Consider the following 21,189-nt stretch of genomic DNA (forward strand, 5'->3'; position numbering starts at 1 on the left):
GTGGCGCGCACATTGACAAGAGGAGCAGTCGGAATGGGTTGGAAGGTTTCGGTCGCGCGCACCGCGCTGGCAGTGGCGATGGCGGCGGCGGCACAGGGAGCGCTGGCGGCGCAGGTGGTGGTCGGCCAGGTCGGCCCCATGAGCGGTCTGGAGGCCAGCCAGGGGCGGGCCTACGCGGCGGGCATGCAGCTGTATTTCAATGCGGTCAACCAGGGGGGCGGCGTCAACGGCCACACCTTCTCGCTCGTCAAGCGCGACGACAGCGGGCGTCCGGAAGACACCGTCTCGCTCACCAAGGCCATGCTGGCCGAGGACAGGCCGATGGTGCTGGCGGGCTATTTCGGCAGCAAGAACGTGGCGGACCTGGTGGCGGCCGGCCTGCTGCAGAAGGACAAGATCGCGCTGGTCGGCTACCGCACCACCGAGATCCGCCCGGAGACGCCGGGCCTGTACAGCGTGCGGGCCAACCTGCGCGACGAACTGGGCAAGCTCACCGAGCACCTGGCCACCATCGGCATCACCCGCCTGGGCCTGTTCTACGAGAACGGGCCGGGCGCGGCAGCCCTGCTGGCTGCGGCTGACGAAGCGGCGGCCAAGGCCAAGGCCACCATCACGCAGAAGGTCGGCTACGAAGCCGGCACCGCGCGGGTCTCGCCCGCGGTCGACGCCTTCATGAAGACCCCGCCGCAGGCGATCCTGATGATCTCCAGCGGCGCCGCCGCCGCCGGCTTCATCGAGCAGTACCGCTCCAGCGGCGGCACCGCGCAGCTGTTCGCGCATTCGGGCGCCGACATCGAGCAGCTGGCCAAGCGCCTGTCCGAAGAGCAGATGCAGGGCGTGGCCATCGCCCAAGTCACGCCCAGCCCCTACAAGATCAGCACGAAGCTGGCCAAGGAGTTCGGCGACCTGGTGGCCAAGGCCGGCAACCTCGAGGTGCCGGTCAGCTACGCGATGATGGAAGGCTTCATTGCCGCCAAGGTGATCGTCGAGGGTGTGCGCCGCCAGGGCGCACGTGTGACGCGCGAAGGCATGGCACCGGCGCTGGACGCCATCGCCAGCTACGACCTGGGCGGCTACGTGGTGGGCTTCAAGCCCAACATGCACTCGGGCTCGCGCTTCGTCGAGCTGTCCATCATCAGCGGCGCCGGCAAGATCCGCCAATAAGGCTGCGTCCTACGCCCCGCCGGGCCGGGCGGGGCGTAAGCTCAGGCGATACCGAACACGGGACCGCCATGGAACGCAGCGCACCGCGCCATTTCTCGATGGTCAGGGAATTCCACCTGGCCGACTTCTTCACCCTGGGCAACGCCGCCTGCGGCGTCGGCTCCATCCTGCTGGCCATGCTGTTCATGGTCAGCGGCCACCGGGAGCATTTCCTCGCGGCCGCGGTGCTGGCGCCCATCGCCTTCATCCTCGACGTGCTGGATGGCCGCATCGCCCGGGCGCGCCACACGCATTCGGCGCTGGGGCGCGAACTCGATTCCCTGTCCGACGTGATTTCCTTCGGCATGGCGCCGGCGGCGCTCGGCTTCGCGGCCGGCCTGCAAGGCGGCTGGGACGCCGCGGCGCTGATCTACTTCGTCTGCTGCGGCGTGAGCCGGCTCGCGCGCTACAACGTCACCGCCGAAGCGCTGGCCGGCGACGACAGCTCGGGCAAGGTGAAGTACTTCGAGGGCACGCCCATCCCCACCAGCGTCGTCATCGTGGGTTTGCTTGCCTGGGCCTGCTGGGAAGGCCGCATCGAGGACAACCTCTGGGGCGGCCGCTTCGACCTGGGCCCGTGGGAACTGCACCCGCTGGCCTTGCTGTTCGTGCTTTCGGGCAGCCTGATGATCAGCAAGACGCTGCGGATTCCAAAGCTCTAGTTCCGATCCGGCCGGTTCTTCTGCCAGATGGCCAGCAGGATCAGGCCGTAGGAAAGCAGGCGGAACAGATAGACCAGCGGGCTGTCCTCGCTGGCGCCGGCCAGCAGGCCGAGCGCGACGCGGTCCGCCGCCTCGATCCAGAACGACAGCGCGAACCACAGGAAGAAGCGGTCGCGCGTGTGGCTCCAGAAGCGGAAGAAGAACAGTCCGGCCACCAGCCAGCCCATGGCGATGGCGCCCGTCACGATCTCGCGCAGCATCAGTCCTCCTCCCAGACCAGGCCCACCAGGAGCAGGATCACCGCCGCCAGCGCCGCCGCCAGGCGCCAGTCGAACAGGTCGACCTCGGTCGGCAGCACCACCCGGTCCAGGACCAGCAGCACGTTGTTGACACTGAGCGCGCCGAAGCACAGCGCGCTCCAGAACAGCAGCCGGGCGCCGCTCTTGCGCCAGCTGCGCCACAACAGCACCAGGCAGGCGACCGAAGTCAGCGCGCACAGCGTATAGATCAGCGCGGCCATCGCATCACTCCTTGCGAAACCGGAATGCATCGGCAAAGCGTTGCGCGCGCTTGTCGATGCGGGAATGGATCAGGTCTGTGATGGCCACCAGGTCCGCGGCATAAGCCGCAGCCACGCGATCGAGCACGGCGGCGAGTTCGGGCAACGGCGCGTAGCGCACCCCCGCCCCTGCGGCCGCAGGCGCGGTGATGCCGGACTGCGCGAGCAGCGCCATCAGTTCGTGCGCCGTGCGCTCCGGCACGTAGAGACGTCGAGCCAGCAGCGCGCCGTCCCAGCCATGGGACGGTTCGCCGCGCAGCAGGAGGACCGCCTCGAGGAAGGGGACGGACGGAACGCTGGTGAGGATGAACCGGCGAACGTCTGCCGGCACTTCGCCTAGTTTCATTATGTTGGCGCAAATGTACTGAAAAACGGCCGGCGTCGATGCTCGACCATGACGTTTTTTCCGCACGCCGCCGCACAATCGTCGGATGCGCGAAACGCCCGTGCCGCCCTGGCGCCTGTTCCTCGGCCTCTGGCCGTCGCCCGCCACGCGCGCGGCGATCGTGGAGCATGCGCAGGCCTGGCACTGGCCAGACGCGGCGCGGCGCACGCTGGACGAGCGGTTGCACATCACGCTGCATTTCATCGGTGACGTGGATGCGGATCGCGTCCCCGCGTTGCGCGATGGCCTGCGGTGCGACTGGCCCGGCTGCACGCTGGAACTGGATCGCTGCGAAGTCTGGCCCGGGGGCATCGCGGTGCTCGAAGCCGGCACCGTGCCGCCGGCGCTGGCCGGCCTGCATGCATGCCTGGGTGACGCGCTGAAGCGCCTGGACCTCCCGGTGGAGACCCGGCGCTTTCGCCCGCACGTCACGCTGGCGCGCAAGGCGCAAAACGCCCGGCCACCGGCCTCCGCGGCTTTGCGCTGGGAGGCCGGGCCGGGCTATGGCTTGATGCGCTCGGTGGCCGGCAGTTACCTGCCGGTCCACCGGTTCGGCTAGTAGCCGAAGTTCACCGTCGCACTGCCGGCGCTGATGTCCGCCGGCTTCTCGATCATGCTGCGTCCGGGCGCCACCGCCTGCAGGCGGTACTTGCCGGCGACGGCCGTGTCGGGCGTGAAGGTCAGCCCGGTGCTGGCGTAAGGCGCCTTGACCGGCGCCGCGGCCGGCAGCTTGAAGGTGTAGGTACCGAGGTCGGCATCCACCGGCTTGGCCGCAAGCTGGATCACCGGCCCGCCGGTCAGCGACTGCAGCGCCGTGACCGTGGCGTCGGTGACGGCAGCCGTCGTGGTGCCGGAGCCGCTCGCCGTGGTGGCGGTGACGGTGCCCGTAACGGTGCCCATCGTCGACGTCGGCAGGACGATGGCCGTGGCCGTGCCGTTGATGCTGACCGAGCCCGTGGCCGTCGTCACCGGCACGCTGGTCACGACGCCGGTCGCGTGGCCGTCGGAGGTGATCACCAGCGTGTACGTGCCTTGCGGCATGAACGCCAGGTTGAACTTGCCGCTCGCATCCGGGGTGGTCGAACGCACGACCACGCCGTCCTGCTGCGCGCTCACCGAGGTGGCCGAGAGGGTCAGCGTCGTCGTCACGTAGCCCTGGATCGAACTGGCAAAGCGAGGCGTCACCGAGATCACCGGCTTCAGGTTGTAGTTGCCCGAGTTGCCGGCCTTCACCACCGACTTGCAGGCGTCGAAGTCCAGCACGAGGTCGGCCACCTTGCCGGCCTCGATCTCCACGTTGACCTTCAGCTTCAACCCGCTTTGCTGCGCGCTCGGCGTGCGCAGCGGCACCAGGGCGCCGCCGATCGGCTGCACCGCGTTGGCCAGCGGGTTGGCGCCGCCGTTTTCGGCGAGCACCAGCCGCAGCTGCGAGTAGTGGCCGGCGGGCAGCGGCGTGCTTCCCAGTTCTTCCAGCACGCCGTTGGTGAGGTTCAGCAGGTCCACGCGCTTGGGTGCCGGCAGCACCAGTTCCTGCCAGCCCATGTCGGCGTCGGCCGCCGCGTCGCTGGTGTGCACGCGGACCTTTTCCACGGTGACATAGACGTGTTCATAGCAGCTGGGCGCATCGGTCAGCGCCAGTTGCAGCGTGCCTTCCGGCGCGCTGGCGCTGCCTCCACCACCGCCGCATGCGGCCAGTCCGGCCGTCGCGGCAACTGCCGCCCATCCCGCCAGGCGGCGGATCGCGCTCCCACGCATCGACTTCTCCATTTGCTGTCTCTCAGTGTTGTGGAGCCGCGATGGTGGGGCCGGGTCGTGCCGGCGGGTGTCCGTGCGTAACGGCAAGGGCGCTCGACAGCAGGGCCTGTTGCCGCTGGCCGCCGATTGTTGCGGATGGAGACAGGGACCTGCGGCGCGGCCGCCACAGGCGTGCGCTCAGCGCTGCGGGCTGGGCGGCGGAGCTTCGGTGTCCTCGAAGGGCCGGGTCTGCTCGAAGTCCGGACGGTCCTCGTTCTTCGCGGCGTCTGCGATCGCGGCGTCGCGGATCGCGAAAAGTGCCTGCAAGTCCTGCTGCATGTCCTCGTCGGAACGCGGCAGCTCCGCGACCATGGCGTCGTCGGTCGGCGCGAAGGCCCGCGGCTGGGCGGGCGGCACGAGCGGGACGCGACCCGACTGCGGCGGCGGCGCTCCGGCAAGCCTGACCGCGGGCGCGCCCTGGGAAGACGACACGCCGTGGCCTTCGAACTCCCAGCCGACGCTCACCAGCCAGTCGCGCGCGCGCGGCTCGAAGCGGGCCAGCTCGGACAGGAAGCTGTCCTGGAAGGCAAACACGTATCCCAGCAGCTGTTCGTGCGCCTGCCGCACGACGAAGTTCACGTGCAGGCCGGCGCGGCCGGAACGCGTGACCGTGGAGAGGATGCGGCACTCCAGCCAGTCCGACGGGATGCCGTGCTTGCGCATGACGTCGCGCGTGAGGACCTGGATCAGCTCGCGCCGCGGCGCGTTGCGCGAGGTTTCAGCCTCGTTGCTGGTACTGACGCTTTCGTGGAACTGCGCGGATTCCGCCCCCGGCTCGGAGTCGCGGTTCGTTTCGTTCGTACCGAAGATGCGCTTCAACAGGCCCATGCGAACGATTGTGCTTCATTCCCTGAGCTGGAAGCGCATTTGCGTGCCCGCGAGGTCCAGGACGTCTTGGTCCGACAACAGCACGGCCCCGTCGCCCAAGGGCCGGCCGTTCAGGAGCGGCACGGTGTCCCCGGCCAGGTGGGTCACGAAGAAGCCGTTGCGCCGGTGCGCCACCGACACCACCGCAACCCCGGGGCGACCGAAGGTGGTGACCGCCTTGACGACCGGCACTTCCAGGCCCGCCGACGAGCCGGAGATCACCGCGAAGCTGGCCTGCAGCTGCGAAGGCATGATGCTGTCCGGCCCCGCCATGAAGGACTGGGTTTCGCCGAAGCCGCTGACGGGCGTCTCCGAGGCCTGCAGGTACTTGATGCGGTAGGGGCCGATGGCGATCACGTCGCCGTCGCTGAGCCGGGTGCGCTCGCGCACCATGTGGTCGTTGACGTAGGTGCCGTTGGTGCTGCCCAGGTCCTGCAGGAAGACGTCGGCCACGCCCACCAGGTCGAAGGCGCAGTGCTGGCCGCTCACCACCATGGTGTCCAGCACGATGTCGTTGCCTTCCTTGCGGCCCAGCGTGGTGCGGTCCTTGGTCAGGTAGACGTGCTTGACTTCCACGCCCTTGACGCTGGCGATCAACTGCGGCATCGGAACCTCCCGTGCCGCGAAAGGCGGCGGCTCGCGGCCATGCTAGCGCCGCGCCGCGGCCCGTTCAAGTGCGGGAAACCAGCTGGAAGTTCAGCAGGCGCGTGGCCAGGTAGGTTTCGGCCAGGAAGCAAAGCAAGGCGGCCAGGAAGCTGCCCACGCCGGCCAGGAAGCTGCCGACCGCCCACCGGCTGATCTGCAGCCCGCCCGCTTCGCCCAGGAACAGCACGATGATGGTCAGGCCGATCAGGAAGGCGCAGGTGGTGAGCAGCGCGATGCAGGCGTTGGCCAGGCGGCCGCGGGCGCGCAGCTCCTGCAGCTCGCCGATGGAGCGCTGCAGCGCGTCGCCCTCGGCGTTGCGGGCGCGGTCTTCCACCAGCCGCGCGCGGTCGATGATGCGCGCCAGCCGGCCCGCTACGGCGCCTATCATTCCCGAGACCGCGGTGAGCAGGAACACCGGAGCCACCGCCAGCTGGATGCCGTGGGTGATGGACATTGCGTCGAGTGGAAAGGCCATGGCCGCGATTATGGCGATTGACGCGCGGGCCCCGGCGGCCTACGCTGGGGCACTGTTCCGCGCAGGGAGGCTTCCATGTTCAAGCACATCCTGCTGGCCACCGACGGCTCCGCCGCCTGCGACCAGGCCACTCGCACCGCCATCGCCCTGGCGCGCACCCATGGCGCGAAGCTCACGGCCGTGAACGTCGTCGACCCCTACCCTTACCTCGGCATCGGCCAGGCCAACCCCCTCGGATTCCAGGCCTACATCGCGGCGGCCCACACGCATGCGGGCAGGGCCCTGGCGCGCGCCGCCGAACTGGCCGACGACGGCGGCACGCCGCTGGCGCTGGAGACGCGCATCGTCGAAGAGGCCACCGCGGCCCACGGCATCGCGCAGACCGCGCGCGACGAGAAGGCCGACCTGGTCGTGATCGGCTCGCACGGGCATGGCGCCTTGCGCAAGCTGGTGCTGGGCAGCGTCACCAGCCGCGTGCTGGCCGAAGCCACGATGCCTGTGCTGGTCGTTCGCTAGGCAATCACCGAGGCACCGGCGGCCTGCAAGCGGCCCAGCAGGTCTTGCCAGCGTTGCGTGTGCTCCGCATGGAGCTTGCTGCCGGCGGCCAGCACCGGCTGGAACTTCCAGCCGCGCACCTGCGCCGATTCGAACCAGGAGCGCGCCTGCTGGCGCGCGATCCACGCCGGCGTGCGCCAGTGGCCCCAGGGTTCGGCGGTGCGCGCCAGGTCCGGGCTGGCCTCGAGCGCGCCGGGCGCATACGTGAGCAGGCCATAGCGGCGCGGCGTCGACGGCTGCCGCGGACCGTCGTCGAAGGTCTCGAAGGTGGTGACATCTTCCAGCGCCGCGGGCAACAGCTCGCGCGCGACGAGGTGCTGGGCCGCCTCATCCGGCGTCTCGGCCTTCTGGTGCAGCACGGGACGCAATTCGAAGCCGGTGAGCCCGCTGGCGCGCAAGGCCTGCGCCAGGGTCGGGCCGATCACGTATTCGCCGGTCCACTGATCGACGTGCGTGATGGAGCCTTCGGCCACCGGCTTGCTCAGCCAGATCTTCTGCGGCAGGCGCACGGACCAGCGGCTGGCCGTCGGATGCAGCGTGTCCTGGTGGTAGGCGCTCATGGTGGCCTTGGAGTCGGCGCGGCTCTGGCCGATGGTGCTGCGGCATAGCGCCTCGAAATGCGAACTGCCTTCCAGCTCCAGCGGCGTGCATTGCAGGTCGCGCAGGAAGGTCACCGGCTCGCCGTCGGCGAGTTCCAGCAGGCGGGGCAGCACCGGCCCGGCGGCGTCGAAGAAGCGGGGGAACAGGAAGCCGACCGCGGGATTGGGCTTGGCGCCCAGGGCTTTTGCCAGGGTGTCGTCGGCCGCCACGCGGTGCGCCAGGCCCGGACTGCACGGGCGCAGGGCAAGCAGGATTTTCATGGCCGCAATGGTAGCTGCTCGGTCCATAGCCCCAGCCGGCAGCCGGTTGCGCGCACGTGCGAAACTGCGCGGCCCATGCCCGCTCCCCCTGCTCCCGCGCGCCCGATCGCCATTGCGCTGGCCGGCCTGTTCGCCCTGGCGGTCGCCATGGGCATAGGCCGCTTCGCCTTCACGCCGCTGCTGCCGATCATGATGGCCGAAGGCAGCGTCACCCTGCCCGGCGCCAGCCTGCTGGCGAGCGCCAATTACTTCGGCTACCTCCTCGGCGCGGTGGCCTGCACCTTCCAGCCCTGGATCTGGGCGCGACTGGGCTGGGCCAGCCACGTCAACGGGCCGGCGCTCGTGCGCGTGGGCCTGGCCGCCACCGCGCTCCTGACCGCGGCGATGGCCTTCCACTGGCCTGCGGGCTGGGTGTTGTGGCGCTTTGCCGCCGGCCTCGCCAGTGCCGTCGTCTTCCTCTACACCTCGGGCTTCTGCCTGGAGCAGCTCGCACGCCGCGGCGTGCCGGACACGGGCGCGCTGATCTACGTGGGGCCCGGCCTGGGCATCGTCGCCAGCGGACTGGCCGCGAGCGCGATGGTGGCCTTGCACGCGCAGGCCGCGCTCGGGTGGCTGGTGTTCGGCGTGTTCGCGGCGGTGCTGAGCGCCGCCGTGTGGAAGGTCTTCGATGCGCGCGCCGCGGTGCCGGCTTCCGCACCGGCCACCGCGGCCAAGGGCGCCGGCACCGCGACGCCCGAAGCAGGCGGCATGGAGATGGCGCTGCTGTCCCTGGCCTACGGCATCGCCGGCATCGGCTACATCGTCACCGCCACCTTCCTGCCGGTGATCGCGCGCCTCGCCCTGCCCGGCTCGCACTGGCTGGACCTGTTCTGGCCGCTCTTCGGCCTCGGCGTCATCATCGGCGCGCTGGTCGCCTCGCGCCTGCGCGGCGGCGACTTGCGGCTGCGCCTCGCGGCCTGCTATGCCATCCAGGCCGCGGGCGTCGCGGCCAGCCTGGTGAGCCCGACGCTCGCGGGGTTTGCACTGGGCAGCCTGCTGCTGGGACTGCCGTTCACGGCGATCACGTTCTTCGCGATGCAGGAAGCGCGCCGCATCCGGCCGCGGCATGCGACCAGCCTGATGGGCCTGATGACGGCGATGTGGGGACTGGGCCAGATCCTCGGCCCGCCGATGGCCGCGGCGCTGGTGGCGCACAGCCGCAGCACGGCGGAAGGCTTCGACCGCTCGCTGTGGATAGCGACCGGCGCGCTGCTCGCCGGCATGGCGCTCTACGGGCTGCAGGCCTGGCTCTATCCGCAGCGGACTAGCGGCTCGCGGTGATCTCCGTCGCAGGCGCTGCGCGCCGCAGCGCCGGATAGGGATTGACCGGCTCCCCCTGCCACCACTTCTTGTCCGGCCCCAGCTTGAACACCGCGAAGTGCAGGTGCGGCGTCCCCGGGTCCGCGTTGCCCGTCGTGCCGACGTAGCCGACCAGGTCGCCGCGCTTCAACTCCATGCCTTCGCGCAGGCCGTCGGCATAGCGATCGAGGTGCGCGTAGTAGTAGGCCAGCCGCCCGGCCTCGTCGAAGTGGTAGACCGTGAGCCCGCCCGGCTTGCTGGTGAACAGCTTGGCGACGCGCCCGTTGTCGACGGCCACCACCGGCGTGCCGCGCGGCGCGAGGATGTCCATCGCCTCGTGCGCGCGTTGGCCGCGGCCCTGGTCGTAGGTGTCGGCCAGGCGCTCCGGCGCGATGCCCACCACCGGGACCAGCAAGGTGCGCTGCGCGAGCAGTTCGGCACCTTCGCGGTCGCCGGGGTTGCGGACGGTGGGCAGCGGCGCCTGGGTGATCGGCGGCGTTGCCGGCGCGGTTGCCGGCGGAACGGTCACGACTGGCGGCGGTGCAACCGCGACGCTGTCGCTCGCCGCATGCCGCGGCGGGATCACCGTCGTGCGCACCGGTTCGCGCTCGCAGCCCGCGAGCAGGCAGCCCGCGATCGCCGCCAGCACGGCGCAACGCAGGCCCGTGCTCATTTCTTCGCCGCGGCCTTTTCCGCCTTGGCGGCCGGCGAGTTGGTCTCGAAGAAGCGCTGCAGCTCGGTGGGCGCGGCGCTCGTGGTGGCAGTGCTGGCGGCCGGCGTGGCGCCGGGGGCGCCGAGCGCGCTGGTGTCGGGTTGCGCAGGGACTTGTGCGGTCGCGTCCGGCTGGGCCGGCGCCTGTGCCGTCATGTCCGGCTGCGTGGGCGCTTGCGCCGTGGTATCGGGCACCGGCAGCGCAGCGGAAGCCGCGGCGTCCGGCGCCGGAGCGGCAGTGGTGTCCACCGGCGGCGGCGTCACCGCCGCCGTCTGCTGGCCGTCGAGGCGAGCGTTGTCCGGCAGCGAGGCCTGCGGCTGCTGCACCTTGGTGTTGTCTGCGCTGGAATGCACCTGCACGTCGCAAGCCTGCAGGCTCAGCGCCGCGGCGGCGGCCAACAGGCCGAGTCGCCAGTCGATCATTCTCATGATTGCACCTCCACCTGGATTCCCTTGGCGACGACGGTCGAGAGACGCACGACGTCCCAATTGGTCAGGCGCACGCAGCCGTTGGTTTCCACCCGCGCCATCTGCGAAGGCTCGGAAGTGCCGTGGATGCCCCAGTGCTCCTTGGTCAGCGCCATCCACATCACGCCCACGGGGCTGTTCGGGCCGGGCGGCAAGCGCAGTTTCTGGTCCGCCTTCGCGTTGCGCAGCAAGGCCGGGTCGTAGTGGAAGTCCGGAAACTTCGCCTGGCTCGTGATGCTCAGCATGCCGATCGGCAACGGATCCTGCGAGCTGCCGATGCTGACCGGCATGGCGCCCATCACCTTGTTGTCGGCGCCCAGCAGGTACAGCATCTTGGCCGTCTTGCCGATGCGCAGCGAGGCGACCTTGCCGGGCAGCGTGGCGGCGCGGCCCACGTCGGCGACGACGATGGACTGCCCCACCTGCATGCTGCGTCCCTTGTTCAACGCGGCCAGCAGCTTGGGGCTCATGTGGAAGCGTTCACCGAGCGCCTCCTGCATGTCCTGGTAGCCGAGCTCGGTCAATTGCGACTGGGCCACCGGGTCGTCCTTGGGGATCGCCGCGTACGGCCCGTTGATGTCCTTGTCGGTCAGCGTATAGGTGGCAAAGGCCGGAGACTGCGCCTGCGACAGCGCCGACCAGGTTGCTTCGTCGATCTTGCCGGTGGCCGGCAGGCCACGCGCTTCCTGGAAGGCCTGCACGGCGTGCTGCATGTTGCGCGCGAAGTGGCCGTCGATCTCGCCCGGCGAGAACCACGCGCGATCGAGCAGGATCTGCGCGCGCACGACGGCCGGACCTTTGGCGCCTTCGGCCAGCGGCGGCATCGCGCCGTCGGCATTCAGTTTGGTGGCGTGCTCGGTGGCGTCGGCGGGAAAGCCGGGCGCGACGACCGCGGCGGCCTCCGCCTTCCTGGCGGGCGCCTTCGCCTGCACCAGCGGTGCGGCGAACGCGAGGGGGATGGCCAGCGCAAGGAGCGCCAGCGTGTTCTTGTTGCGGGGCATCGATGGCTCCTCAGTGCGATGCCCTACCGTAGCCTCGTCGGTCGACTGCGCTTGTAGTCGCCGGTTGACGCAGGCGGTCGGCGGCCGCCTGCCCGTGCTGGCTCAGCCGCCGGTCTCGCGGACTACGTCCGCCTGGAAATCGGCGCCTCCCAGGGCGCTGCCGGTCGACGCGTCCTGCAGCCAATGCGGGTAGGTCTTGCGGAAGTCTTCCAGCACGCTCGCCAGCGGAATGTCCGTGAAGCTGCCGCGCTCGCGCAGGTACTCCATGTGCCGGTTGCCCGCCCGGTCGAACGGGTGGTAGATCGAATCGTGCAGGCCGTCGAACTCCAAAGGCAGCAGGCCGAAGCGCTCGCACAGTTCCACGTTGAAGGCCGGCGTGGCCTTGCGCCAGGCGCCTTCGAGCCAGAGCTCGGTGTAGCCGTGCCAGACGAAGACATCGGTGGTCATCGTGCTGCGCATGCGCTCGGTGGACAGGTGGTTGCGCACGTCGGCGAAACCCAGGCGCGCCGGGATGCCGGCGGCGCGCGCGGCGGCGGCGAGCAAGGCCGCCTTGGTGACGCACCAGCCGTAGCCGAGGGCCAGCACCGCGCTGGCACGCATGCCGGCCGGGCTCAGGTCCACACGGTAAGGGTCGTAGCGGAAGCCGTCGCGCACGGCGTAGTACAGCGCCACGGCGCGTTCGACCGGCGTCTCACCTCGCGCATGGCGCTCGGCGAAAGCCAGCACGGCGGGATGGTCGCTGTCGACGAGCGCGGTGGCGGCCAGGCAATCCTGCGGCGAAAGCTCGTCCATGGCTCAGCGGAAGCGAACGGTCAGCGGCGACAGGGCGCCCTCGAAGTCGGCGCGCCAGGTTTCGCCGGCACGCACCGGCCAGGCGTCGGTCCATGTACCGGTGGTGACGACATCACCCGGCTGCAGGTCGGTGGCGCCCGGGCAATCGCGCAGGGCTTGCAGGAAGTGCAGCAGCGCATGCAGCGGGCCGTCGAGCACGTTGGCGCCGCGGCCCTCGTCGATCCTTTCCTCGCCGCGCCGCAGGGTGATGCGGGCCGATGCCAGTTGCTGCTCGAAGCTTGCGGCATCCGCCGGCAAGGTGTCGGCGGCCCGGCGCGTTCCGACCAGCAGCCGCGCGTGCAGGCCGCTGTCGGCCACGGTGTCGGCGGCCGTGAACTTCCAGTCCGGCATGTGGGACTGCACGATCTCGAAACCCGGTGCGACCCATTCGAGGCAGGCACGCAGGTCGGCCAGCGTGGCGCGCGCGGGCGGCGTGGCGCGCAGGCCGAACACGCACTCGGGCTCCAGCCGGGGCTGAGCGGTGCCGGCGAGGTCGATTTCCCCCTCGCCTTCGCAGAAGGCCAGCGTGGTGTCCCACACCGTTCCCCAGATCGGCGCATAGACGCCGTAGCGCGGCCAGATGGTGCGGTTGGTGAAGCCGATCTTGTAGCCGCGCGGCACCTCGCCGCGGTTGATGCGCAGCTGGCGCACCGACAGGGCGCGCTCGTAGGCTTCGTTCACGGGCAGGCCGCAGCCCGTGCTCCAGAGTGTCGCGTCGTCGTAGTGGCGCAGCAGTTCTTCGGGGGTCATGCCCGAAGGTTACCGCGCGCCGGGAATCTGCGGCGGCCGGCCGCCCAGGTGCATGCCGGCGTCCAGGTGGAGCAGCTCGCCGGTGGTCGTGCGGGCGCCGTCGACCAGCCACACGATCGCCTCGGCCACGTCCTCCGGCGTCGCCGGGCGGCCGAGAGGGGCGGCTTTCTCGTAGTTGTCCTTCAGCTTGTCGAAGCCTTCCTGCCCGATGCCGTCGACGAACCAGCGGCTGGTGATCATGCCGGGGCAGACCGCATTCACCCGCACTTCGGGCGCCAGCGTGCGTGCCAGGTGCAAGGTCATCGCATTCATCGCACCCTTCGAGGCAATGTAGGGCACCGACGAGCCGATGCCGAGCGAGCCCGCGATCGAGGATACGTTGACGATGCAGCCGCGCGCGGCCTTCAATGCCGCCACGCAGGCGCGCACCATCTGGAAGCTGCCGATGGCGTTCACCGCGTAGATGCGCTGGAAGGCTTCGACGTCCAGCGCGTCCCAGGAAGCTTGCGCGCCGAAGATCGAGATGCCGGCGTTGTTGACGAGCGCATCGATGCGGCCCCAGCGCTGCAGGGTCGCCGCCGCCAGCGCGCGGCAATCCGCATCCTGCGCGACGTCACCGCGCAGCAGCAGCGTTTCGGCACCGGCCGCGCGGCAGGCCGCTTCGGCCGCCTGCGCCTCGGCTTCGCTGCGCGAGTAGTTGATGACGACGTTCCAGCCGCGCTGCGCCAACTGCAGCGCCGCGGCCGCGCCCACGCCGGTGGCGGAGCCGGTGACGAGGGCGACCTTGCGATCGCTCACGATGCCTTCACCTGCGCGGCCTTGCGGTCGGCGACGATCCGCTGGGCACTGGGGCGCTCGCCGATGAACTTCACGTAAGGCTTGTAGTCGACGCCGGCGGCCAGCAGCAGGTCTTCGCCGTAGATGGCCTTGGTGGCCATGCCCACCAGCGGCAGGTTCGCGAACGCGGCGCAGTCCGCCATGGTGAAGGTCTCACCGGCGGCATAAGGCGCCATCTTCAGCAGGCGCTTGAGGCCCGCGATGCGTTGTTCGATCTCGCGCCGGATGCGCGCGGCGTTCGCCTCGGACAGCGCCGGCGCGCCGAAGAAAGCCGCGCCATAGAGCTGGCGCGTTGCCATCTCCAGGTGCCAGTCGAGGAAGGTGACGAGCTCGCGCACCTTGGCCGCGGCAAAGGGATCGGCCGGCAGCAGGGCCGGTTGCGGGGCGACGGCTTCCAGGTAGTCCAGGATCACCTGGCTCTCGCACAGGCAGCCCTGCGGCGTGGTGAGGAAGGGGATCTTCCCGAGCGGTGACGCCGAGAGGACGCCTTCGCCCTTGTCCTTGAGGTCGACCTTCTGTTCCTCGAAGGGCAGGCCCTTTTCCAGCAAGGCCATCTTGGCCTTGTTGTAGTAGTTGCTGATCAGAGATCCGTGGAGGGTGAGCGTGCTGGCCATGCGCCATTCTGGCGCGGCCTCCCGGGCGCCGGCATGCTCCATTCCCCTGAGGCGGCGTCGCGCAGGCGACGCCCGCCCTCAGTTCAAGGGGCGCATGTAGATGCGGCGGAAGGCCGGGGAGCCGCTCGAGGTCTCGTTGATCTTGACGCTCTGCGTGCTGCGGTCCGACAGGCGCAGGATCGCGCGCACGCCGTCCCCGGTGATCACGATCAGCGGGCGGCTGGACAACGCATCCCCGATCGAATAGAGCGCCGGGTAGTACACGGTGCCGCCATAGGTGCGCGCAACGGCGCCGCCGTTCGCGGAGGACAGCTGCAGCAGCGTACTGGTGCCGCCGGGGTTGCAGACGACGTTGGTCGGCTTGTTCACGACCACGCTCAGCGTGCCGCCCGCGGACAGCGCCGCGCGCGTGGTGACCCGTCCCAGCGAGCCGAGGTCCAGGTAGAAGCCGCGCTTGGTGGCGGTCATGGCGTTGTGCGTAACCGTCTGCGATCCGTCCGCCGCCGTCGTGAGCGACTGGCACAGGTAGTCCGTCGTGCCGCCGTCGGCCGGGCACGCGGCACCGTTGCTGCCGCGGATGTTGGGCAGGGTCGGCGCCGCCACGCTGGTGTCGTCGATGATGCCGTAGAAGCTTTCCACCTGCGACGCCAGCGTGTTGGGCGTGGAGCTGCCCGGCACGTCGTCGATCGAGAAGTACTGCCCGGTGCCGACGTAGACGAACTGCCGGTTCGTGCTGCCGGTCACCGGCGCCACGGTCACGGCGGCCGTGACCGGCTGCGCGCTGCCGTCGGGCGCGGTCAGCTGCGCGATTCGCACCGGCGAGGCGAGATCCGGGGCCGTCAAGTCGAAGCGCCACACGTTGCCCTGCAGGTCGCCGGAGTACACGAATCGCACGTCGGCGGACGGCGCCAGGTCCTGCGACTTGGACAGGTGGGTCAGCCCCAGGCTCGCGCTGGCGCTGCCGAAGCCGCTGGGCGTCACGAAGGTCTTCATGACCGCGCCGGTGGACGCTTCCAGCACCCAGACGTAGCCGCGGCCGTCGCCGCCTATGCCGTTGCTGCTGCCGTCGTTGGCAAGGCCGGACGAGACGACCACGCGCCAGCCGTCGGCCGTCTTCACCACCAGCGGGGTACCGAAGGAGTAGCCCATGTTCGTCGGCTTGAACTCCCACAGGACCTTGGCGGTCGCCTCGGCATCAGTTGCGGCCGTGCCGCTGGTGATGTCCAGCGCGTAGTAGCCGGCCCCGCCCTTGCCGAGGCCGCCGACCAGGATCTTGCCGACGGTGCCCGCGCCCGTGCCGGACATGTCGGCCACGGCGGGCGTGGCATCGACCAGGTAGACGTGGTCGTAGCCGGTCGACGCGCGGTCGGCCAGGCGGCTGTGCACCAGGCGCGGGACATAGGCCCACAGCTCCTTGCCGCGCGTGGCCACGCTGGCATCGATGCGCCCGTCGAAGGCATGCAGCATGCCGTCGTTGGAAGCCTGGTACACGATGCTGCCGGCCGTGTAGCTCACCGCGACCGGTTCGGCATTGATGATGTCCCCCAGCACGTAGGAGCGCTGGCGGAAGGTGCTGCCCTCGCCGCTGCGGTCGCCGCGCGTGTAGTTGATCACCGCGTCGCTGGGCGACGTGCCGGCGCCCCGGAAGTTGCCGCCGTTGGCGGTCGAGAACACCAGGCCGGCGCCGGTGCCGGTCGTGCCGCTGAAAGTGACGATCCGCCGCGTGGTGGGGTCCTGGGCCGCCAGCTTGTCGCGCGCCGACCATTGGACCGGGCCGTTGCGCAGGCCCGTGATCTGGTCCAGCGAATAGGCCTCGAGGTCGCCGTACCAGTTGCCGGAGGTGTAGCTGGAGGCGTAGCCGATGGTGCCGGAGGTGATCTGCGCGCTCGTGACGGCGACGGCGGCGGCGGCCGCGTCGATCGCCAGGGCATCGGAGATCACGTTCTGGAAGGCCTCGAGCAGCGTGGGCGCGTCGGTTGCCGCCAGGAAACGGCCCCCGCCCTGCCGTCCCGTGTTGATCAGCAGCGGGTCGTTCTGCACCGCCGGATCCGCGAAGCCGATCATGTAGGTGCTGATGTTGTTCTTGCCGCGCTTGGCGCCGGAGGCGGGAACCAGGTCGGGCCGCAGGTCGGTGTCGAACAGCAGCTTGGCCACGTCGTCCATGTAGTCCGAGCCGTTGGACTCGTAGGAGCGGCCGGTGGCGGCGTTCTTGCGGTCGTAGGGCAGGACGGAGCCGGTGGCGTCCTTGCACTGCGCCGCGTTGGCGCCGGTGCAGTCCTTGTCGTAGTCGCGCACGTAGGTGTTGTTGTCGAACACCCGGTCGTTCTGCGGCCGGCCGTCGGTCATCGCGAAGATCGACGTGCGCTGGCACCAGTACTGGATCGGCTTCTGCGCCGCGGTCGCGCTGGTCGAATTGCAGGACACCGGCGAGCCGGCCACGCAGGAGTTGCGCGCCGGGTTGGCGTCGGCGCCGGACATGCGCAGGAGCGTGTCGATGGCGACGCCGGTGTCGTTGGCGGTGCTGACGTTGCCGTTGTAGCCGGTGGCCATGTAGCGGCCGATGTCGGCCAGGGTCGCGGCCAGCGGCGTCGCGCCGGAGGGCGTCAGCGTGTCGATCTGGGTCTTGATCGCGCTGCGCGAGGTCGTGTCGAGGTCGCGCACCGACAGCTTCAGCAGGCCGCCGAGCGGGCTCGCGTTGTAGGTGCTCAGGCCCACGCGCACGGCGGCGCGGGCGCCGGACACGGTGGGGATAGGCAGCGAATCGATCGCGGACTTGGCCGAACGCCGCGCGATCTCGATGCGCGTTTCCACCGCGCCGGTGCTCACCAGCTTGCGGTCCGTCCAGCCGCTCTGCGCGCCCCCGTAATTGCCGAAATACCAGTTCAGGAAATGGCCGGTGTAGTCGGAATCCAGGTAGCCGCTCGGGCTCTTGGTGGTGGTGCCCGTATCGGCGAGCAGGCGCGCGCCATAAGTGGCGGTGTTGTTGAAGCAGCGCGTGGTCTGGGTGCCCGATGTAGCGGTCGTGTGCCGGTAGGTCGTGCCGCCGTAGACGATCTTGGGGACGCCGCCGACGATGTTCAGGTCCACCGAGGTGCCGGCGGGAATCAGGCTGCCGCTCGCGCAGCTCGCCAGGTAGGTGGCCGTCGCCGAATACGGCGCCGCCGGCACGATGTTGCTCATCGACCCCGAGTTGTCGATCATGAACATGAAGTTCGGCGGCACGTTGTTCTGCACGGCCGGCGGGATGTCGTCGATCTTCTGCGCGAGCGCGGCGCCGCCGGCAAGCGCCAGCACGGCCAGCGCCGCCCGCGCCAGCCCCGGGAAGTGGCAAAGGAATGCAGTCATCGTCCGTCCCTGTTCTTCACGTCGTGGCCGGGCCGCTGACCATGGCCTCGAACCAGTTCTCGGTGCCCCGCGGTCCGCGCACCCGCACCAGCACGCGGTAGCGCAGCGAGATGGTGGTGGGGGAAATGGAAGAGGCGCGCGGCTCGTATTCGCACTGGGCGCGGATCTGGGTGACCACGGTGAGGTCGGGGCTGCTCAGGCAGCGCCGCTCCACCACGTACTGCACGCGGTAGCCGCCGTTGTCCGCGGCGCAATCCGCGAGGACGGCGCCCTTTTCGTCGGTGCAACTCACCGTCGTCCAGTCGATGGCCGTCGGCACGCCGAGGGCGTTGACCGCGCCGATGGTGGCGAGGTAGCGCGATGACCCGGTGTTGCCGGTGCCGCCCGCGATGCGGTTGGCGATCTCGCTCATCGCGTTTTCCAGCGCGCGGTCCGAGGCCTGCACCGCGGTCTGGCGGAAGGCGAAGTTGCCGGCCATCACGTTGCCGTTGCGCACGGCCCGCATCACCCCCATGCCGGCCAGCAGCGTGATCACCAGTGCCAGCAGCACCGCGATCAGGACCATGCCTTCCTGGCGTCGTGCTCGCTTCATCAGTCGCTCCAGATCACCGCGCGCAGCGGCAGGACGGCCGCGTGCACGCGGTAGCGGTAGTTCTGCCAGCTGCGGCCGCTGGGTACGGGAACCGTCGACAGGTCGATCACCGGGGCCGACGCATCCTGGAACGAGCAGGGACCGGTGTTCGCGACCGCGGCTCCGTTGGTGCAGGCCGCCGTGACGGCCCCGCCATCCGCCTCGCGCGAGCGCGCCACCAGCACCACGCGCACGGCCTTGATCCGCGCGATGTCGGCGGCGGCCGGCGTGCCGGCCCAGGCCCCGGTGGCCTCCACCCAGCTGGTGACCACGTCGCTGGCGGCCGTGCTGCTCACGCCGTATTGCGCGTGCATCAGGACGATGTCGGTGGCGAGGGCCTCCACGCCGCTGCCGAAGGCCAGGGGCGAGCTGGTGCAGGCCGGCAGGCTGGGCGTGGCAAAGGCGTTGTAGCGCACGAGCGCACTGCACTGCACCGCGAAAGCGTCCTGGCGGAAGCCGCTGGCGGCGGTGCCGACGCGGCTCACCACCGCGGGCCCGGTGGTGGTGCCGGTGGCGTCGAAGCCGTAGGTGGGGCGCGTGGTGTACACGGCCGGGCCGGGATTGAGCCCGGCGTTGGGCGTGCGCACCAGCAGCTTGCAGGCCGTGGCGTTGCCGCCGCAGGCCGCCGTGTCGGTCGGGGCCTGGGTGATGGAGAACAGGGTGCAGGGCTGGCCCGTTCCCGGCGCGCCGATCACGCCGATCTCGCCGTTCGCGAAGTCGCCGCCGCGGCTCACCTGGATGCTGGCGCCCGACACGTCCATCATGACTGGCGCCCCGGACAGCGGCTTGCTGCTGCTCGCGCCGCCGGTGAAGACGATGCGGTCCGACACGCCTGCGCCGCCGCCGTCGACGATGCGGACCGGCATGAAGCGCGCCCCGTCGGAGATGACGGTGGTGCCGTTGTACGCGTTCCAGGTCGGGCAGAGCGTCTGGCCGTTGCCGTAGAAGCCGGCGCCCGCGCTGCGCGCCGCCTGGTCGATGAGCGACAGGCTGATCTGCGCGCTGCTTTGCGCCGAGACGTTCCCGGTCAGGATGGAGAACTGGCGGCCGCTGCTGACGACGGCACTGGTGACGGCCAGCGCCACGATCAGGCCGACCGCGCTGGCGACCAGGACTTCGACGAGCGAGAAGCCGCCCTGGAGCTTGTGATGCTTGCTCATGGCCATTGCACCCGGTTGTAGACCTCCAGCGTGTGCGGCAGGTCGTCCTCGCCGTTCTTCCAGCACAGGCGGATGGTGACGTCGGCGTTGTTGGTGCCGCCCACGATGACCTGCTGCTCGCTGGCATTCACGCGCGGGAAGGCCGCGGTCACCTGCGACATCCAGTCCAGCAACGTTGCGTTCGTCGAGGCGGTGCCGGTCGGCGCACAGGCGGACGTTCCACCCGCCATGTGGTTGAACTCGGTCGCCGTGGCGGGATTGGAGATCAGCAGGCGGGCGAGCAGCTGGTCGGCGAGGAAGGTTGCCTCGGCGCGCTGGCGCGCATCCGTGGACATCTTGACCGCGGTGGCCTGCAGGCGAACCAGCCCGAGCACGCCGAAGGAAAAGACGACGATGGCGACCAGCACCTCGACCAGCGAGAAGCCGCGCTGCGCTTTGGAGTGTGTGACGGCGTTCATCAGCAGCGCCTCGGATCGTTGGCGGCGCTCACCCCCGGATCGCACATGCGGATCAGCCCGCCCCCGAAGACGTTGACGCGCCGCGTCGTGTCGTTGCCGCCCAGGCTGACGATATTCACCTGCGACAGCTGCGTGCCGGTGGTCGAGAGCACGCCCGTGGCGAGGAAGGTGGCGGTGAGCGCGGAGTTCGCGGCCGACATGCTCATGGTCTTCCAGTCGGAGCTGGAGAAGCCCTGCAGCGAGCTGCCGTCCGAAGCCTGCGTGACGTCCCAGCCGGTGAAGTCGCTGCGCAGGACGAAGTTCACCGCGGTATTGCGCCGCACGGCTTCGGCGCGGGCGAAGTTCAGGCCGTCCACGATGCTCTGCGCCGCGTTCTGCACCTTGCGCGTGGAAACCATCGAGGACACGCCCGGCGCGGCCAGCGCCATGCCCACGGCCACGATCGCGATGACCACCAGCAGTTCGATGAGGGTGAAGCCGCGGGCGCGGCGGCTGGCGGGGCGGCGGTTCAACACGCCTCCCCCTTCTTCATGACCCAGCAGGCGTAGCTGACGTCGGCGCCGTCGAACCGGGTGGTCTTGTGGCGATCCGACTGGTCCACGGTGTAGACGTAGCCGCCCAGGCCGGCCGCATCCTGGCCCGTGGCCGTGATGAGGAAGGACTGCGAATCGCTCGTGGAGCCCCACGCGCAGGTGATGGTGAAGCCTTGCGAGGAAGGCATCGCTACGCCGCAGCCGGTGGCGCCGTAGTTGCGGTTGTCCTGGTAGTACTGCTCCAGCCGCACCCGCACGGCGCTCACCTCGCCCAGGGCCGCGGCGATCTTGCCACGCCGCACGTGCGCGGTATAGGACGGAAAGGCGACGGCCGCCAGGAGGGCGACGATCACGATCCCGATGAGCAACTCGAGCAGCGTGAATCCGCTGCTCACCCCCAACGACCTGGTTGTTTTCATCTCTCCGCATCCTCCCGACGGCGAGCCGTTGTTCGGCCGTCCATCGACATCACGGACCGCCTTTTTAAGCCGGAAGGATTACGAGAGC

The 21,189-nt window shown here is 70.0% G+C and carries 26 protein-coding genes; 5 read left to right on the forward strand and 21 right to left on the reverse strand.

Going from position 1 to position 21,189, the window contains the following annotated elements; translation table 11 throughout:
* Positions 1–33 precede the first annotated feature (33 nt).
* Both LZ009_RS19980 and LZ009_RS19985 read left to right on the forward strand, forming a co-directional pair.
* Positions 34–1,164, forward strand: coding sequence for an ABC transporter substrate-binding protein (locus LZ009_RS19980; RefSeq protein ID WP_430300398.1), 1,131 nt, complete (start codon positions 34–36; stop codon positions 1,162–1,164).
* Between the two features lie 68 nt (positions 1,165–1,232).
* On the forward strand, positions 1,233–1,865 hold the full coding sequence (locus LZ009_RS19985) for a CDP-alcohol phosphatidyltransferase family protein (RefSeq protein ID WP_275699733.1): 633 nt from the start codon (positions 1,233–1,235) through the stop codon (positions 1,863–1,865).
* Here LZ009_RS19985 and LZ009_RS19990 read toward each other — a convergent pair.
* From LZ009_RS19990 to LZ009_RS20000, 3 genes are read right to left on the reverse strand one after another with little or no spacing between them, the layout of a single operon-like run.
* Positions 1,862–2,125 (reverse strand): DUF5985 family protein, encoded by a 264-nt coding sequence (locus tag LZ009_RS19990; RefSeq protein ID WP_275699734.1) that lies wholly within the window; start codon positions 2,123–2,125, stop codon positions 1,862–1,864. The genes LZ009_RS19985 and LZ009_RS19990 overlap by 4 nt on opposite strands.
* A complete protein-coding gene (locus tag LZ009_RS19995; RefSeq protein ID WP_275699735.1) occupies positions 2,125–2,385 on the reverse strand; it encodes a DUF5985 family protein in 261 nt (86 codons plus the stop codon). The genes LZ009_RS19990 and LZ009_RS19995 overlap by 1 nt, the downstream gene beginning before the upstream one ends.
* 4 nt (positions 2,386–2,389) lie before the next feature.
* Positions 2,390–2,770, reverse strand: a complete 381-nt coding sequence (locus LZ009_RS20000; protein WP_275699736.1) for a hypothetical protein — start codon at positions 2,768–2,770, stop codon at positions 2,390–2,392.
* A gap of 85 nt (positions 2,771–2,855) precedes the next feature.
* On the opposite strand from LZ009_RS20000, the gene thpR reads away from it, so the two are divergent.
* Complete coding sequence (gene thpR / locus LZ009_RS20005; RefSeq protein WP_275699737.1) at positions 2,856–3,368, forward strand: RNA 2',3'-cyclic phosphodiesterase; 513 nt, start codon at positions 2,856–2,858, stop codon at positions 3,366–3,368.
* Here thpR and LZ009_RS20010 read toward each other — a convergent pair.
* The 4 genes from LZ009_RS20010 to LZ009_RS20025 all read right to left on the reverse strand — a co-directional run bounded on the left by LZ009_RS20010 (position 3,365) and on the right by LZ009_RS20025 (position 6,590).
* A complete protein-coding gene (locus LZ009_RS20010) occupies positions 3,365–4,564 on the reverse strand; it encodes a DUF4382 domain-containing protein (RefSeq protein WP_275699738.1) in 1,200 nt (399 codons plus the stop codon). The genes thpR and LZ009_RS20010 overlap by 4 nt on opposite strands.
* Positions 4,565–4,741: 177 nt before the next feature.
* Positions 4,742–5,431, reverse strand: coding sequence for a hypothetical protein (locus tag LZ009_RS20015; RefSeq protein WP_275699739.1), 690 nt, complete (start codon positions 5,429–5,431; stop codon positions 4,742–4,744).
* Positions 5,432–5,446: 15 nt separating this feature from the next.
* Positions 5,447–6,076, reverse strand: a complete 630-nt coding sequence (locus LZ009_RS20020) for an FHA domain-containing protein (protein ID WP_275699740.1) — start codon at positions 6,074–6,076, stop codon at positions 5,447–5,449.
* Positions 6,077–6,140: 64 nt separating this feature from the next.
* Positions 6,141–6,590, reverse strand: coding sequence for a DUF2721 domain-containing protein (locus LZ009_RS20025; protein ID WP_275699741.1), 450 nt, complete (start codon positions 6,588–6,590; stop codon positions 6,141–6,143).
* 75 nt (positions 6,591–6,665) lie between these two features.
* On the opposite strand from LZ009_RS20025, the gene LZ009_RS20030 reads away from it, so the two are divergent.
* Positions 6,666–7,106 carry a universal stress protein gene (locus tag LZ009_RS20030; RefSeq protein WP_275699742.1) on the forward strand — a complete coding sequence of 147 codons (441 nt, stop codon included), beginning with the start codon at positions 6,666–6,668 and terminating at the stop codon, positions 7,104–7,106.
* Here LZ009_RS20030 and LZ009_RS20035 read toward each other — a convergent pair.
* The gene (locus LZ009_RS20035) at positions 7,103–8,005 is read right to left on the reverse strand and encodes a hypothetical protein (RefSeq protein ID WP_275699743.1); all 903 of its coding nucleotides are present in this window, start codon (positions 8,003–8,005) and stop codon (positions 7,103–7,105) included. The two genes, LZ009_RS20030 and LZ009_RS20035, sit on opposite strands and share 4 nt — an antisense overlap.
* Before the next feature lie 75 nt (positions 8,006–8,080).
* Between LZ009_RS20035 and LZ009_RS20040 the strand changes: the two genes are divergently transcribed.
* Positions 8,081–9,325, forward strand: a complete 1,245-nt coding sequence (locus LZ009_RS20040; protein WP_275699744.1) for a YbfB/YjiJ family MFS transporter — start codon at positions 8,081–8,083, stop codon at positions 9,323–9,325.
* Here the strand turns inward: LZ009_RS20040 and LZ009_RS20045 are convergent.
* The 13 genes from LZ009_RS20045 to LZ009_RS20105 form a co-directional block, all read right to left on the reverse strand.
* On the reverse strand, positions 9,309–10,016 hold the full coding sequence (locus LZ009_RS20045) for a M23 family metallopeptidase (protein ID WP_275699745.1): 708 nt from the start codon (positions 10,014–10,016) through the stop codon (positions 9,309–9,311). The two genes, LZ009_RS20040 and LZ009_RS20045, sit on opposite strands and share 17 nt — an antisense overlap.
* Positions 10,013–10,483 (reverse strand): hypothetical protein, encoded by a 471-nt coding sequence (locus tag LZ009_RS20050; RefSeq protein ID WP_275699746.1) that lies wholly within the window; start codon positions 10,481–10,483, stop codon positions 10,013–10,015. The genes LZ009_RS20045 and LZ009_RS20050 overlap by 4 nt, the downstream gene beginning before the upstream one ends.
* Positions 10,480–11,523 carry a L,D-transpeptidase family protein gene (locus LZ009_RS20055; protein ID WP_275699747.1) on the reverse strand — a complete coding sequence of 348 codons (1,044 nt, stop codon included), beginning with the start codon at positions 11,521–11,523 and terminating at the stop codon, positions 10,480–10,482. Before LZ009_RS20055 ends, LZ009_RS20050 begins: the two co-directional genes overlap by 4 nt.
* A gap of 102 nt (positions 11,524–11,625) precedes the next feature.
* Positions 11,626–12,315, reverse strand: a complete 690-nt coding sequence (locus tag LZ009_RS20060) for a transglutaminase-like domain-containing protein (RefSeq protein WP_275699748.1) — start codon at positions 12,313–12,315, stop codon at positions 11,626–11,628.
* 3 nt (positions 12,316–12,318) lie between these two features.
* Entirely contained in the window at positions 12,319–13,104 is a 786-nt protein-coding gene (locus LZ009_RS20065) for a 2-keto-4-pentenoate hydratase (RefSeq protein WP_275699749.1), read from the reverse strand.
* 9 nt (positions 13,105–13,113) lie between these two features.
* The gene (locus LZ009_RS20070; RefSeq protein WP_275699750.1) at positions 13,114–13,902 is read right to left on the reverse strand and encodes an SDR family NAD(P)-dependent oxidoreductase; all 789 of its coding nucleotides are present in this window, start codon (positions 13,900–13,902) and stop codon (positions 13,114–13,116) included.
* Complete coding sequence (locus tag LZ009_RS20075) at positions 13,899–14,555, reverse strand: glutathione S-transferase family protein (RefSeq protein WP_275699751.1); 657 nt, start codon at positions 14,553–14,555, stop codon at positions 13,899–13,901. The genes LZ009_RS20070 and LZ009_RS20075 overlap by 4 nt, the downstream gene beginning before the upstream one ends.
* Positions 14,556–14,633: 78 nt before the next feature.
* Positions 14,634–17,900 (reverse strand): PilC/PilY family type IV pilus protein, encoded by a 3,267-nt coding sequence (locus LZ009_RS20080; protein WP_275699752.1) that lies wholly within the window; start codon positions 17,898–17,900, stop codon positions 14,634–14,636.
* Positions 17,901–17,916: 16 nt separating this feature from the next.
* Positions 17,917–18,492 (reverse strand): pilus assembly PilX family protein, encoded by a 576-nt coding sequence (locus LZ009_RS20085; protein ID WP_275699753.1) that lies wholly within the window; start codon positions 18,490–18,492, stop codon positions 17,917–17,919.
* A complete protein-coding gene (locus tag LZ009_RS20090; RefSeq protein ID WP_275699754.1) occupies positions 18,492–19,691 on the reverse strand; it encodes a PilW family protein in 1,200 nt (399 codons plus the stop codon). Before LZ009_RS20090 ends, LZ009_RS20085 begins: the two co-directional genes overlap by 1 nt.
* Entirely contained in the window at positions 19,688–20,149 is a 462-nt protein-coding gene (gene pilV, locus LZ009_RS20095; protein ID WP_275699755.1) for a type IV pilus modification protein PilV, read from the reverse strand. The genes LZ009_RS20090 and pilV overlap by 4 nt, the downstream gene beginning before the upstream one ends.
* Positions 20,149–20,664 carry a GspH/FimT family pseudopilin gene (locus LZ009_RS20100; RefSeq protein ID WP_275699756.1) on the reverse strand — a complete coding sequence of 172 codons (516 nt, stop codon included), beginning with the start codon at positions 20,662–20,664 and terminating at the stop codon, positions 20,149–20,151. The genes pilV and LZ009_RS20100 overlap by 1 nt, the downstream gene beginning before the upstream one ends.
* Positions 20,658–21,101 (reverse strand): type IV pilin protein, encoded by a 444-nt coding sequence (locus LZ009_RS20105; RefSeq protein ID WP_275699757.1) that lies wholly within the window; start codon positions 21,099–21,101, stop codon positions 20,658–20,660. Before LZ009_RS20105 ends, LZ009_RS20100 begins: the two co-directional genes overlap by 7 nt.
* Between the last annotated feature and the right edge of the window lie 88 nt (positions 21,102–21,189).

This window comes from Ramlibacter paludis, from assembly GCF_022012305.1.
Classification (GTDB): domain Bacteria; phylum Pseudomonadota; class Gammaproteobacteria; order Burkholderiales; family Burkholderiaceae_C; genus Ramlibacter; species Ramlibacter paludis.

What these genes read in the sequence shown, in the direction of transcription:
- LZ009_RS19980 (WP_430300398.1), top strand. Translation starts at nt 34, where the DNA reads ATGGGTTGGAAGGTTTCGGTCGCGCGCACCGCGCTGGCAGTGGCGATG.
- LZ009_RS19985 (WP_275699733.1), top strand. Translation starts at nt 1,233, where the DNA reads ATGGAACGCAGCGCACCGCGCCATTTCTCGATGGTCAGGGAATTCCAC.
- LZ009_RS19990 (WP_275699734.1), bottom strand. Translation starts at nt 2,125, where the DNA reads ATGCTGCGCGAGATCGTGACGGGCGCCATCGCCATGGGCTGGCTGGTG.
- LZ009_RS19995 (WP_275699735.1), bottom strand. Translation starts at nt 2,385, where the DNA reads ATGGCCGCGCTGATCTATACGCTGTGCGCGCTGACTTCGGTCGCCTGC.
- LZ009_RS20000 (WP_275699736.1), bottom strand. Translation starts at nt 2,770, where the DNA reads ATGAAACTAGGCGAAGTGCCGGCAGACGTTCGCCGGTTCATCCTCACC.
- thpR (WP_275699737.1), top strand. Translation starts at nt 2,856, where the DNA reads ATGCGCGAAACGCCCGTGCCGCCCTGGCGCCTGTTCCTCGGCCTCTGG.
- LZ009_RS20010 (WP_275699738.1), bottom strand. Translation starts at nt 4,564, where the DNA reads ATGCGTGGGAGCGCGATCCGCCGCCTGGCGGGATGGGCGGCAGTTGCC.
- LZ009_RS20015 (WP_275699739.1), bottom strand. Translation starts at nt 5,431, where the DNA reads ATGGGCCTGTTGAAGCGCATCTTCGGTACGAACGAAACGAACCGCGAC.
- LZ009_RS20020 (WP_275699740.1), bottom strand. Translation starts at nt 6,076, where the DNA reads ATGCCGCAGTTGATCGCCAGCGTCAAGGGCGTGGAAGTCAAGCACGTC.
- LZ009_RS20025 (WP_275699741.1), bottom strand. Translation starts at nt 6,590, where the DNA reads ATGGCCTTTCCACTCGACGCAATGTCCATCACCCACGGCATCCAGCTG.
- LZ009_RS20030 (WP_275699742.1), top strand. Translation starts at nt 6,666, where the DNA reads ATGTTCAAGCACATCCTGCTGGCCACCGACGGCTCCGCCGCCTGCGAC.
- LZ009_RS20035 (WP_275699743.1), bottom strand. Translation starts at nt 8,005, where the DNA reads ATGAAAATCCTGCTTGCCCTGCGCCCGTGCAGTCCGGGCCTGGCGCAC.
- LZ009_RS20040 (WP_275699744.1), top strand. Translation starts at nt 8,081, where the DNA reads ATGCCCGCTCCCCCTGCTCCCGCGCGCCCGATCGCCATTGCGCTGGCC.
- LZ009_RS20045 (WP_275699745.1), bottom strand. Translation starts at nt 10,016, where the DNA reads ATGAGCACGGGCCTGCGTTGCGCCGTGCTGGCGGCGATCGCGGGCTGC.
- LZ009_RS20050 (WP_275699746.1), bottom strand. Translation starts at nt 10,483, where the DNA reads ATGAGAATGATCGACTGGCGACTCGGCCTGTTGGCCGCCGCCGCGGCG.
- LZ009_RS20055 (WP_275699747.1), bottom strand. Translation starts at nt 11,523, where the DNA reads ATGCCCCGCAACAAGAACACGCTGGCGCTCCTTGCGCTGGCCATCCCC.
- LZ009_RS20060 (WP_275699748.1), bottom strand. Translation starts at nt 12,315, where the DNA reads ATGGACGAGCTTTCGCCGCAGGATTGCCTGGCCGCCACCGCGCTCGTC.
- LZ009_RS20065 (WP_275699749.1), bottom strand. Translation starts at nt 13,104, where the DNA reads ATGACCCCCGAAGAACTGCTGCGCCACTACGACGACGCGACACTCTGG.
- LZ009_RS20075 (WP_275699751.1), bottom strand. Translation starts at nt 14,555, where the DNA reads ATGGCCAGCACGCTCACCCTCCACGGATCTCTGATCAGCAACTACTAC.
- LZ009_RS20080 (WP_275699752.1), bottom strand. Translation starts at nt 17,900, where the DNA reads ATGACTGCATTCCTTTGCCACTTCCCGGGGCTGGCGCGGGCGGCGCTG.
- LZ009_RS20085 (WP_275699753.1), bottom strand. Translation starts at nt 18,492, where the DNA reads ATGAAGCGAGCACGACGCCAGGAAGGCATGGTCCTGATCGCGGTGCTG.
- LZ009_RS20090 (WP_275699754.1), bottom strand. Translation starts at nt 19,691, where the DNA reads ATGAGCAAGCATCACAAGCTCCAGGGCGGCTTCTCGCTCGTCGAAGTC.
- pilV (WP_275699755.1), bottom strand. Translation starts at nt 20,149, where the DNA reads ATGAACGCCGTCACACACTCCAAAGCGCAGCGCGGCTTCTCGCTGGTC.
- LZ009_RS20105 (WP_275699757.1), bottom strand. Translation starts at nt 21,101, where the DNA reads ATGAAAACAACCAGGTCGTTGGGGGTGAGCAGCGGATTCACGCTGCTC.